At 42.9% G+C, this 10,323-nt stretch carries 15 protein-coding genes; 12 read left to right on the forward strand and 3 right to left on the reverse strand.

What is annotated here, in order from left to right; all coding sequences use genetic code 11:
* Positions 1–108 precede the first annotated feature (108 nt).
* The 11 genes from ACO4PX_RS05465 to rpsR all read left to right on the forward strand — a co-directional run bounded on the left by ACO4PX_RS05465 (position 109) and on the right by rpsR (position 8,163).
* Entirely contained in the window at positions 109–939 is an 831-nt protein-coding gene (locus ACO4PX_RS05465) for a biotin--[acetyl-CoA-carboxylase] ligase (RefSeq protein WP_485571879.1), read from the forward strand.
* A gap of 189 nt (positions 940–1,128) precedes the next feature.
* Complete coding sequence (locus ACO4PX_RS05470; RefSeq protein WP_485571881.1) at positions 1,129–1,725, forward strand: hypothetical protein; 597 nt, start codon at positions 1,129–1,131, stop codon at positions 1,723–1,725.
* 14 nt (positions 1,726–1,739) lie between these two features.
* Entirely contained in the window at positions 1,740–2,327 is a 588-nt protein-coding gene (locus ACO4PX_RS05475) for a guanylate kinase (protein ID WP_314966556.1), read from the forward strand.
* Positions 2,328–2,378: 51 nt separating this feature from the next.
* Entirely contained in the window at positions 2,379–3,242 is an 864-nt protein-coding gene (locus ACO4PX_RS05480; RefSeq protein ID WP_485571882.1) for a hypothetical protein, read from the forward strand.
* Between the two features lie 55 nt (positions 3,243–3,297).
* A complete protein-coding gene (locus ACO4PX_RS05485) occupies positions 3,298–4,137 on the forward strand; it encodes a PSP1 domain-containing protein (RefSeq protein ID WP_007157536.1) in 840 nt (279 codons plus the stop codon).
* A 38-nt stretch (positions 4,138–4,175) separates the two neighbouring features.
* Positions 4,176–4,997 (forward strand): tRNA1(Val) (adenine(37)-N6)-methyltransferase, encoded by an 822-nt coding sequence (locus ACO4PX_RS05490; protein WP_485571884.1) that lies wholly within the window; start codon positions 4,176–4,178, stop codon positions 4,995–4,997.
* Between the two features lie 267 nt (positions 4,998–5,264).
* Positions 5,265–6,260: a DUF2156 domain-containing protein gene (locus ACO4PX_RS05495; RefSeq protein ID WP_485571886.1), complete on the forward strand. Its 996-nt coding sequence runs from the start codon at positions 5,265–5,267 to the stop codon at positions 6,258–6,260.
* Positions 6,253–6,903: a GNAT family N-acetyltransferase gene (locus ACO4PX_RS05500; protein WP_485571888.1), complete on the forward strand. Its 651-nt coding sequence runs from the start codon at positions 6,253–6,255 to the stop codon at positions 6,901–6,903. The genes ACO4PX_RS05495 and ACO4PX_RS05500 overlap by 8 nt, the downstream gene beginning before the upstream one ends.
* A gap of 107 nt (positions 6,904–7,010) precedes the next feature.
* Entirely contained in the window at positions 7,011–7,352 is a 342-nt protein-coding gene (gene rpsF, locus ACO4PX_RS05505; protein ID WP_485571890.1) for a 30S ribosomal protein S6, read from the forward strand.
* A gap of 22 nt (positions 7,353–7,374) precedes the next feature.
* Positions 7,375–7,830 (forward strand): single-stranded DNA-binding protein, encoded by a 456-nt coding sequence (locus ACO4PX_RS05510; protein ID WP_007157530.1) that lies wholly within the window; start codon positions 7,375–7,377, stop codon positions 7,828–7,830.
* A gap of 60 nt (positions 7,831–7,890) precedes the next feature.
* Positions 7,891–8,163 (forward strand): 30S ribosomal protein S18, encoded by a 273-nt coding sequence (rpsR, locus tag ACO4PX_RS05515; protein WP_007157529.1) that lies wholly within the window; start codon positions 7,891–7,893, stop codon positions 8,161–8,163.
* Between the two features lie 45 nt (positions 8,164–8,208).
* On the opposite strand, the gene ACO4PX_RS05520 is transcribed toward rpsR, so the two are convergent.
* Genes ACO4PX_RS05520 through ACO4PX_RS05530 form a run of 3 tightly spaced genes read right to left on the reverse strand, consistent with a single transcriptional unit; the run spans position 8,209 to position 9,782 of the window.
* Entirely contained in the window at positions 8,209–8,742 is a 534-nt protein-coding gene (locus tag ACO4PX_RS05520; protein WP_485571891.1) for a hypothetical protein, read from the reverse strand.
* Positions 8,743–8,802: 60 nt separating this feature from the next.
* Positions 8,803–9,387 carry a hypothetical protein gene (locus ACO4PX_RS05525; RefSeq protein ID WP_485571893.1) on the reverse strand — a complete coding sequence of 195 codons (585 nt, stop codon included), beginning with the start codon at positions 9,385–9,387 and terminating at the stop codon, positions 8,803–8,805.
* Positions 9,388–9,413: 26 nt separating this feature from the next.
* Entirely contained in the window at positions 9,414–9,782 is a 369-nt protein-coding gene (locus tag ACO4PX_RS05530; RefSeq protein WP_485571895.1) for a DUF2326 domain-containing protein, read from the reverse strand.
* Positions 9,783–10,112: 330 nt separating this feature from the next.
* Here ACO4PX_RS05530 and ACO4PX_RS05535 point away from each other — a divergent pair.
* Positions 10,113–10,323 (forward strand): recombinase family protein (locus ACO4PX_RS05535; protein WP_485571897.1); only part of this gene is annotated, 211 nt, incomplete at its 3' end.

Consider the following 10,323-nt stretch of genomic DNA (forward strand, 5'->3'; position numbering starts at 1 on the left):
GTTAAGACACCACCCTTTCACGGTGGTATCACGAGTTCGAGTCTCGTTGGCGTCACGGTATCCCAAGATGTTCTTGGGATTTTTTTGTATGTAAAATTCGGAGGAATTATGGAGCCCTTATCTTCTACAGAAATATTGCGTTTTTATCAGGTAAGAAATCAGGGATGCTTATCTTTGGAGCCTCATGTACTTTTATTTGATGAAATTGACTCCACCAATACGGAATGTAAAAGAAGAATTCATGAGCTTCCCTATGGAGAAGATATTTTTTCCCATATTTCGGAAGGTACCGTTTTTCTTAGCGATTATCAAACTGCCGGACGGGGGAGGATGGGCAAATCCTTTCTTTCTCCCAGGGGCTCAGGCCTGTACTTCAGTATCTTGACTAAGCCAAGGGGAGAAAACAAGAACCCATTGGTTTTAACTTGCCATGCAGCTGTTGCGGTAAAACGTGCCGTGAAGGAGGTTTTTGATATAGAGCTTTCCATTAAGTGGGTAAATGACCTGTTTTATAAAGGAAAAAAGCTAGTGGGAATCTTAGCTGAAGGACAGCTTAGCGATTCTTCTTCTTTAGCCTATTGTATTATGGGTATCGGGATTAATCTTTTTCTGCCGGAATCCGGATTTCCCCAGGAGCTTTCCGGCATTGCCGGAGCATTGTTTGATTATCATGAGGAAAAGAAGGAAACTATAAACCGAAATCAGTTTCTTGCGTCTATCCTGTTTCACTATTTCTCTTTTTTAGATCAGGATAAGGTGGAAGAAGAGTATAGGAAGGAAAATATCTTATTAACTAAGGAGATTCTCTTCACGGAAAACCATCAGGAATATCGAGGAAGGGTAGAAGCGATTTTAGAGGACGGTTCTCTTTCCGTGCGTTGCCAAGAGGGCAGCATGAAGATTGTTTCTTCCGGAGAAGTAAAGGAGAAATTCCTTTAAAGCATTTTGAAGAGGAAATTCTTTTAAAGTATTTTGAAGAGGAATTTCCTTTTTGTACATAAAATATAGAAGCAGTACAGATAAGTTAAACCTTGGGCTTAGTTCCTCATAGATTGTTCTGCATTTTCATGTTAAAATATGCAAGATTCTAAGGAAAAATGTTTTTTGCAAAGGGGTTATAGATTAGGTATGAAGGATCATAGAAAGAAAAGAAGAAGTGAGCAGCATGTGGAGGAGGAAGCCAATTTTATCGGGGATATTCTGAAGCTGCTCTTCGCCTTATCCCTGGCCATTGTGGCTATCGTGGTTTGCTTTTTGTTTTTCAAGAATATTGCAGGCTTTTCTTTACCGAATTTAAAGGCGACAGAAGCTGCCTCAGAGAGCAGTAAGGAAGCGGTTGTGATTACGGAAGCTACCAAAGAGAGCAAGAAGAAAGAAACGGAAGTAAGGACAGAAAAGACTACGGAAGAAAGCTCGGAGGAAGAAACATCGACCAAATCCGAGGAAAGTAATAAGGAGAGTACCAAGGAATCTACGAAGGAATCCGGAAAAGATTCCGCCTCCAAAGAAGAAAGCAGCTCCTCCGGTAAGGGCAGCAAGGAAAGCATTGGCGAATCCCCCACCTTGGAGAGTCAGAGCGGTAAAAAGAGCAGTACAGCGGCAACAAAGGAATCTACAGCCGGTCAGAAAAGCAGCAAGAGCCATAGCTCCGATGATGCGGTAGTAGGAGAAGGCCCCAAGTCTGCGGATGAGGGCGGAGACAATCAGGGCCCGGGCCAGCCTTAGGAGAATGAGGAGCAATGATCTATTATATCTGCGGAAAATCCGCTGTGGGAAAGGATAGCATTTTCCGAGAGCTGGTGAAAAGAAGCGAGCTAAAAAGGATTATCCCCTATACTACCCGGCCTATGCGCCCCATGGAAAAGGAGGGGGAGGAATATCATTTTCTTTCGGAAGAGGCGTTTTTAAAGCTTCTTTCGGAGGGGAAAATGATGGAAAGCCGCAGCTACGATACCGCCTTTGGACTTTGGTATTACGGCACGGCTTATGAGGAAGGCTTTCGGGAGAAAGGCAAGGGCTTTCTCTGCATCGGAACCTTGGAAAGCTATAACAGTATTAAAGACTATCTGGGGCAGGAGTTTATCCGGCCTGTTTATATTGAGCTGGAGGATGAGCTTCGCCTAAGTCGAGCCAAGGCTCGGGAGCAGGGGAATGATCCCAAGGCTCTGGAGGAGCTGGAAAGACGTTTTCAGGCGGATAATAAGGATTTTTCGGAGGAAAAGCTTCGGGAAGCCGGCATTAAGAAACGCTATCACAATCTTGATTTTGACAAATGTGTGGAAGAGATTCTGGCGGATATAAAATCGGGGACGGAAAGAGGGCTGTAGCGGATCATCCGATTGTGATAAGAAGAGAACAGGAAGAGGAAAAGGCAAGGAATGAAGGGGATTTCCATACCGGATCATCGAATCCATCATGCTTATCTTGTGATTGGGCAGGAAGAGGACTTGCTTCGTCAAATGGCGAAGGACTTTGTGGTACGGCTTTTTCATAAAAGTAAAAAGGAAGAACCGGAAGAGCCGGAGGACAGTCTGAGTCTTCGCATTGAAAAGGAAGAGCATCCGGATCTGATTTTTGTGGATTATCAGGAGAAGGAAAACGGAGAGAAGAAATCCAGCATTTCCATTGACCAGATTCGTCAGGAAGTGAAGGGGACGGTGGACATTTCCCCGAAGGAAGGGAAGTACAAGGTCTACGTGCTTTGCCACAGCGATAAGATGACGGTGGAGGCCCAAAATGCCCTTTTAAAAACCCTGGAGGAAGCTCCGGAGCATGTTATCATGATTCTCCTTTGCGAAAATGAAAACAAGCTTTTAGACACCGTTTTGAGCCGTGTGGTTCGAGTCTATGTGGGGGATATGCCCATTGATAAGCAGTGGAAATTGCTACAGGAAATTCCGGCTCTTCGTGCCTTACCCGCCTTTTTAAAGGAGATTGCCCATAAGAAGCAGGAGGAAATGCAGAAATACGCGGAGGAGCTGGGACAGCTGGACGGGCAAGAGCTCTACTGTTTTCTTGATATTATTTTGCGGGATGTGTTATGCTATAAAAGCACGAAAGACCATCATTTGCTCTATGGGCAGAGTGCCAGAGAGAGCATTACGGCCATGGCGGAAAAATATTCCTATTGGACACTGGGGCAGTGGGGAGAATATATAGAACGCTATAAAGAAGGACGGGCGGTAAATGTTGCCCAAAACTATCAGATTTTAGATTTCTTTTTGTTTTTATCCAATACATAATTATAGAAAAGCCATAAAGAAAGCCATAGAAAAAGCCATAAGGAAAGGGTTATAGATGACAGAGGTAATTGGAATAAAGTTTCGAACCGCGGGAAAGGTATATTATTTCGCTCCCAAGGGCATAAGCTTTACGAGGGGAGAGTTTGCCGTGGTGGAAACCTCCAGAGGCGTGGAATACGGAGAAGTTTTGATGGCCAATAAGGAGCTTCCGGAGGAAAAGATTGTGATGCCTCTTAAGGAAATTCTCAGAAAGGCCACAGAGGAGGACCGGAAGCAGTACGAAGTAAATCATGAGAAGGAAAGGGAAGCTTTTCAGATTTGCCGGAAGAAGATTCAAGAGCATGGGCTGGAAATGAAGCTGATTGATGTGGAATATACCTTTGACCGGGGAAAGGCACTGTTCTATTTTACCGCGGACGGCAGGGTGGATTTCCGTGCGTTGGTGAAGGATTTGGCAGCGATTTTTCGTACCAGAATCGAACTTCGACAGGTGGGGGTAAGAGACGAGACCAAGCTTCTGGGAGGCTACGGCTCCTGCGGTCGGCCTCTGTGCTGTCACAGCTATCTTCCGGAGTTTGTTCCGGTGTCCATCAAGATGGCAAAGGAGCAGGGCTTATCCTTAAACCCCAGCAGTATCTCCGGGGTCTGCGGTCGTTTGATGTGTTGTTTGAAAAATGAAGAAGAGGTTTATGAGTTCTTAAACTCCAAGCTGCCGGCGGTGGGAGACTATGCCACCACCAAGGAGGGCTTAAAGGGAGAGGTGGTTTCCGTTTCTGTCTTAAACCAGAAGGTAAAGCTGATTGTAAACTTGGAAAAGGAAGATGAGAAGGAGCTTCGGGAGTATGAGGTTTCGGAGCTGAAGTTTAAGCCAAGACGGAGAAAAGACGAAGCCTAAGAAGCGGTTTTCAAAGAGAAAGAATAGATAAGTTTATCATGGAAAGAATAGATGATTTACAATGCAAGGGCTACCGAATTATTCAGGATTCGGAAGCCTTTTGTTATGGAACGGATGCGGTGCTTTTGGCGAATTTCGCAAAGCAGGGGGTAAAGAGAGGAAGAGTTTTCGATCTCTGTACCGGAAATGGAATTGTGCCCTTGCTTTTGGCGGCAAAAACAGAGGCGGAAAGCATTTACGGAATCGAAATTCAAAGGGAGGCGGTGGAGCTTGCCAGAAGATCCGTAGCTTTAAATGAAGAGGCGCGAATCCATATCTTGGAGGGAGACCTTTGCAAAATCCAAGAGCAAAGGACAGTAGAGGGAAAGAGCCTGGCTTCCTCTTTTACGGTGGTGACCGCAAATCCTCCCTATATGCAGGGAGACCTGCAAAATCCGTTGGAAAAGAAAAATATTGCAAGACATGAGGTGAGCTGTAGCTTTACGGATGTTTCGGAGGCGGCAAGATATTTATTGGCGCCTAAGGGAAAGTTTTATCTTGTGCATCGGCCGAAACGATTGGCGGAGATTATCAGTATTTTACGGGAAAAAGGCCTGGAGCCGAAAAGATTGCAGATGGTGCATTCCTTTGTGGAGGGAGAGGCAAAGCTTTTCCTCTTGGAAGCGGTACGGGGAGCCTCTGTAGAGCTTCGGATTTTACCGCCCCTGATTCTATATCGGGAAAAGGGAGTCTATACGAAGGAGCTACTGGAGATTTACGGAATGGGGGCATCGGAAGATCATGGAGGGAATGCTTCGGAAAAAGCCGACTCAAAAAGCGTCATCCGTCGTATTACTCCCAATCATTCCTCAAGGCAGTAGGAGAGAAATCAATAGAGAAAGGGCCAAAACCTTATCCGTTTACGGATATTATCCGAATGTGGAGTCTAGGCAGATGCCCTTTCTTTTGTTATGGTAAGGCTAAGACCGGTCAACGTTGTTGTTTTGGAGAGAGTCTACAGAGAAGTCTTTCTCAAGAAAGAAAAATTTCAAAAGAAAGGAGGAATTTTATCGTTTTTTCACAAGCTTTTTTGCATTCTGTGGTAAAATGTCCCGAGTAGAAAGCAGTTCCTGAAAGGAAGGACAAATATGGCATTGGATGCGAAAAAATTGATATTTGAGCCAATACGGGTGGAGGACTCCGTCCGTATTGCTCCGTATTTTTATCGAAGACCGAACAAAACCTGTGATAGTTGCGCTTTGGACAGCTACCTCTGGGCGGAATATTGTAATACCCGCATAGCAGAGTGGGAGGACAAGGCTCTTTTTATTCTGATGGAGAAGGACGGAGAACAGTATACTGCCACGCCCTACTGTGACGAAGAGGATTTGCCTCAGTATTTTGATTTGATTAAGGATTACTTTAATCAGGTTTTAAAGCAGCCTTTAAAGATTTATTTGGCGGATGAGGAGGCGGTAAAGTACCTGCATTTGGAGGAGGATCCCCGCTTTATCGTACGGGAAGAGGAGGATTACAAGGATTACCTCTATGATGCGGAAGAGCTTCGGACCCTGCCGGGAAAGCGTTTTCATAAGAAGAAGAATCTGGTCAACAAGTTCAAGAGAGAATATGAGGGCCGCTGGGAATACAGAAGTATTCGTTGCTTGGAAAAACAGGCGGTTTGGGACTTTTTGGATCGTTGGTATACCCACCGGGTCAAGGAAGAGGGAAACGGAGAGGAAACCCTGGAATACGAAATCAAGGGAATTCACGAAGTTTTACAGAATTGCTTTGCTATAGACCATTATATCGGCGGTATTTTCATAGACGGAAAGCTGGAGGCCTTCTCCATCGGTGCGTACAACCCCAGAGAGGAAATGGCCAGCATCTCTATTGAAAAGGGAAATCCCGATGTCCCCGGAATTTATCAGGTGATTAACCAGGAATTTCTGCTTCATGAATTTCCCCAGGCGAAGCTGGTAAACCGGGAGGATGATATGGGTCTGCAAGGTCTTCGGAAGGCGAAGGAGAGCTATAATCCCATCGGCTTTGCCAGAAAATACATGGTTTTGCAGAAGGATTTCCCGGGCTATGAGAAGTATCTTACGGATAAATACGAGAAGGACGTAGAAGAGTATGAGTAGAAGAATTCTTCTTCTCCGAACGGAGGCGGAACAGGAGAGAACCAAAGCCTTGTACCGAGAAATCTTCCCGGAGGATTCGGATGCCTTTGTGGACTACTATTATCGTAAAAGACCGAAGAGAATCCTTGCTATGGAGGAAGAGGGAGAGATTGTGGGCATGCTTCATATCAACCCTTTCCGGATGTCCTTCTTTAAAAAGGAGCTTACGGCAAGCTACCTCTATGCCATCGGTACCAAGAAAGAAAAGAGAAAGCAGGGGATTATGGGAGAATTGCTTCGCCATGCCTTTTCTCTTTTAGAGGAGGAGGGAGAGCCTTTTTGCTTCCTGATTCCCGTGGCGGAAAGCATTTACAGCCCCTACGGTTTTCGGACTATAGGAAAGCTTAGCTTAGAAGAAAAGCCTTTGGAAGAAATCTGGAAGGCGGTACTCTATGCTATTCCTACCAAAGAACTTTTAGAAAGAAGGGCGGAGGAAGCGTCCCTCTCCGATGAGGAGGACGAACTGCCGGAGGATCCGGTGGTGATGCTGAAAATATTGGATCCGGAGGCCTTTCGAAAGCTCAGCGGCTATACAGACGATACGGAAGATGCTCTTTTGCAGAGACTGGCAAAGGAGAGGATTTATATTATTGACGTGGACTAATTTTAATGCTTGCAAACAGTAGAGAACTTTGCTATCATTGTTAGCTGTATCACTATTCCTTGCTTTTCCAAAAGGAAAGGCCAGAGACCAAAAGGAGGTAAAAGCGAATGAACAAGTATGAGTTATGCGTTGTTCTCAGTGCGAAGCTCGATGATGAGGAGAGAGCAGCAGCCATTGAAAAGATTAAGGGATTTATCACCCGTTACAATGGTACTGTTTCAGAGAACATCGAAGAGTGGGGAAAGAAGAGACTGGCTTATGAAATTCAGCACATGAAAGAAGCCTACTACTATTTCATCCCGTTCACAGGAGATGCAAACACTCCTAACGAGCTCGAGGACCAGGTTCGTATTATGGAACCGGTAATCCGCTATCTTGTGGTTAAGCCAGAAGAAGAAACAGCTAAGACAAAGAAGCATGAGCCTGCAGCAGAAGCAGTAGCTGAATAAGCAAGCGGAAAGCGAGTAAAACATGAACAGAGTTATCCTGATGGGTAGATTGGTAAGAGATCCGGAAATTCGGTATTCCCAGGGTGAGAACAGCATGGCCATTGCAAGATATACTCTTGCCGTGGACAGAAGAGGCCGCAGAAACCAAAACGATGGACAGCCTACAGCAGATTTTATCCGTTGTGTGTCCTTCGGACAGAGAGCAGAATTTGCAGAGAAGTATATGCATCAAGGAATGCGTATGTTGGTATCCGGCAGTATTCAGACAGGCAGTTATCAGAACAAAGACGGACAAACCGTATATACCACAGATATTATTGTGGATGACCAGGAGTTTGCAGACAGCAAAGGACAGGGAGGCAACACTTCCTATTCCCGTTCTTCCGGCCCCTATGTAGGCGGCGGAGAAGAGGATCTTGGAGAAGGATTTATGAATATACCTGATGGGGTAGAGGACGAGGGACTCCCCTTCACTTAGGTAGGGAAGGTTTCCTCAGGATGAAGAGCAGCATAGCTGCAATATAGAAGGAGGAAAGCCATGGCATTTCAGAAGTCAGATAAGAGTGGTTCAGCAAGACCAAGAAGAGCCGGCGCAGGCTTCCGCAGCAGAAAGAAAGTTTGTGGATTCTGCGGAGATAAGGTAAAGCCGGTAGATTATAAGGATGTAGGAACATTAAGAAAGTATATCTCTGAGAGAGGAAAGATCCTTCCCAGAAGAATTACAGGTTCTTGTGCATTACATCAGAGAGCAATCACTACCGCTATCAAGCGTGCAAGACACATTGCTCTGTTACCATACCAGGTAGATTAATGAGAACAGCTCCACGAAAGTGGGGCTGTTTTTTGCTTGTCCCAATTACTCTTTAGGGATACTGTTATTATTAAGTTGCTGAATTGCACTCTCGGGCTCAAAAAATACTTTTTTAAATTTTTCATAATAGTCCATATCGTAAAAAAATCCCTTGTAAAAGAATGCAATTAATTTTTTGTTTTGGAACAAAACAAATCCATCACCTAAGTCAATGACCAGTACCTCTCCATTAATGATTTTTTTAAGGAATATCTCTAACCACTCAGATGGAGAATTCTGTGTTTCCTTCTGTTGTTTTTGAGTCCTCTTAAATAGATGTAATAATATGATTATTTTTAACCAAGCACCCCAGAAATAACCTATTATAATATTAGAGAAGCAAATAAAAAATAATAATTTAGTATACCAAGTTATTTTAAATTCGCTTATAGCAAACCAGATAAGAAATAAAAAGCAAAAGTAAATTATATTTACGAATCGGTAGAATAAATAGTGAGGGTTGGCTTTTTCGGCACGAAAACAAAAGTTTCGAAAGCCTCTGGTATAAAAAACTTTTTCTCGCTCAGCTTCAGTTAACATTGCTTTTCCTCCTTTAGAAGTTATGGATTATTCCATCAAATCAGTACTTGCAAGCTACCTTTAGTTCTTCTCTGATAAAGAGAAAGAATCTTTTTCAAAGTATTCTTTAGGGATACTGTTATTTTTAAGTTGCTGAATTGCAATGTCTGGCTCTAAAAATACTTTCCTCGACTTCTCATAAAGCTCCATGTCATAAAAGTACCCCTTGTAAAAGAATGTATATATTTTTTTATTTCGGTACAAAACAATTCCGTCTCCTAAATCCTTGACCAATATATTTCCATCAATGATTGCTTGTAATAATTCCTCAATAGATTCAGAAAGATATTTCTGCATCTTTTCTTGTTGCTTCTTTGTCTCCAATAACTGAAACAATACAGAATGTTTGTATATAATCATTGTTAACCAGATACCCCAGAAATAATTAGCTATAATACCCAAGAGCCCCCCAAATAAAATGCATTTAACAAGCCAATTTATTTTAAATCCAACCATTGCAAATCCGATAAGACACATGAAACATAACAAAAGAATTTTGCGTAATCGGAGTAGTAGAACATGAGGGTTAGCTTTTTCTGCTCGAAAACAAAAGTTTCGGAATCCTCTGGTATAGAAAACTTTTTCTCGCTCAACTTCTGTTAACATTGCTTTTCCTCCTTATGAATGAATAATCAAGAGATATCAACTCTACTATCATCTCTTAGAGCCCATTGCCTACCGAATAGTGCTTGCTCTCTACCACTGAGCTTTAATACACAATTTGCTTGAAGTAATTCTTTGATTGCATTTCCATAATTTTCATATCTATCAAATGCAATAAAAATCTGCTTTTCTTTCTCTTCTGCGTAGAGCATTAAAATCTTCCTAATATTCTGGTCGGAAAGATTGGCGAACAAAAGAGAATCATGTGCAATAGCGGGCAATGGAGTCAAGTACAAGATAGATAGGTCGTAATATAACATTCCCTTATATCGAGTACCGGTTCCTTCATCATTTTCTGTACGGAAATCATAACTGTTTGCTGAGCGTAAGTGAAGCATAGGGGGAGTATCTTTTGAATCGGAAGATTATTTTATCGTATTTTTGCAGAAGGTACAATTTCGAAAATGGAAAGGACTGTTTGTTGAAAAGGAGTATTAGTTAACCGGATTATTGGATAAAGGAGGAAGGAGAAGGAAAACAAAAAATATTTAAAGAATTCACACTAAGACCAATTGTATAGCAAGCCTAAATTACGCAATAGGGCTGGGATACAAATATAGCTTTAGTAGTATTGGGAGTTATAGAATTAAGAAGAACACTTCATCACTATTTGAGTGAAAGATGTTTTGCTTAATTCTTTTTTTATTGAAGAATTTGAGGAGGTAATCGTGAGAAGTTATGAGAAAATAACCGCCTTGTATGAAAGGTTAAGCCGAGATGATGAACTACAAGGCGAGAGCAATTCGATTGTCAATCAGAAGAAAATTTTGGAAGAATACGCAAAGAAAAATCATTTGGAGAACATCGTTCATTTTACCGATGATGGAATCAGCGGAACACAGTTTGACAGACCGGGATTTATGGCAATGATGAACGGAG

This window comes from Oribacterium sp., assembly GCF_057249185.1.

Excerpts from the sequence above, each read along its gene's own strand:
- ACO4PX_RS05465 (WP_485571879.1), top strand. The coding sequence starts at position 109 with ATGGAGCCCTTATCTTCTACAGAAATATTGCGTTTTTATCAGGTAAGA.
- ACO4PX_RS05470 (WP_485571881.1), top strand. The coding sequence starts at position 1,129 with ATGAAGGATCATAGAAAGAAAAGAAGAAGTGAGCAGCATGTGGAGGAG.
- ACO4PX_RS05475 (WP_314966556.1), top strand. The coding sequence starts at position 1,740 with ATGATCTATTATATCTGCGGAAAATCCGCTGTGGGAAAGGATAGCATT.
- ACO4PX_RS05480 (WP_485571882.1), top strand. The coding sequence starts at position 2,379 with ATGAAGGGGATTTCCATACCGGATCATCGAATCCATCATGCTTATCTT.
- ACO4PX_RS05485 (WP_007157536.1), top strand. The coding sequence starts at position 3,298 with ATGACAGAGGTAATTGGAATAAAGTTTCGAACCGCGGGAAAGGTATAT.
- ACO4PX_RS05490 (WP_485571884.1), top strand. The coding sequence starts at position 4,176 with ATGGAAAGAATAGATGATTTACAATGCAAGGGCTACCGAATTATTCAG.
- ACO4PX_RS05495 (WP_485571886.1), top strand. The coding sequence starts at position 5,265 with ATGGCATTGGATGCGAAAAAATTGATATTTGAGCCAATACGGGTGGAG.
- ACO4PX_RS05500 (WP_485571888.1), top strand. The coding sequence starts at position 6,253 with ATGAGTAGAAGAATTCTTCTTCTCCGAACGGAGGCGGAACAGGAGAGA.
- rpsF (WP_485571890.1), top strand. The coding sequence starts at position 7,011 with ATGAACAAGTATGAGTTATGCGTTGTTCTCAGTGCGAAGCTCGATGAT.
- ACO4PX_RS05510 (WP_007157530.1), top strand. The coding sequence starts at position 7,375 with ATGAACAGAGTTATCCTGATGGGTAGATTGGTAAGAGATCCGGAAATT.
- rpsR (WP_007157529.1), top strand. The coding sequence starts at position 7,891 with ATGGCATTTCAGAAGTCAGATAAGAGTGGTTCAGCAAGACCAAGAAGA.
- ACO4PX_RS05520 (WP_485571891.1), bottom strand. The coding sequence starts at position 8,742 with ATGTTAACTGAAGCTGAGCGAGAAAAAGTTTTTTATACCAGAGGCTTT.
- ACO4PX_RS05525 (WP_485571893.1), bottom strand. The coding sequence starts at position 9,387 with ATGTTAACAGAAGTTGAGCGAGAAAAAGTTTTCTATACCAGAGGATTC.
- ACO4PX_RS05530 (WP_485571895.1), bottom strand. The coding sequence starts at position 9,782 with ATGCTTCACTTACGCTCAGCAAACAGTTATGATTTCCGTACAGAAAAT.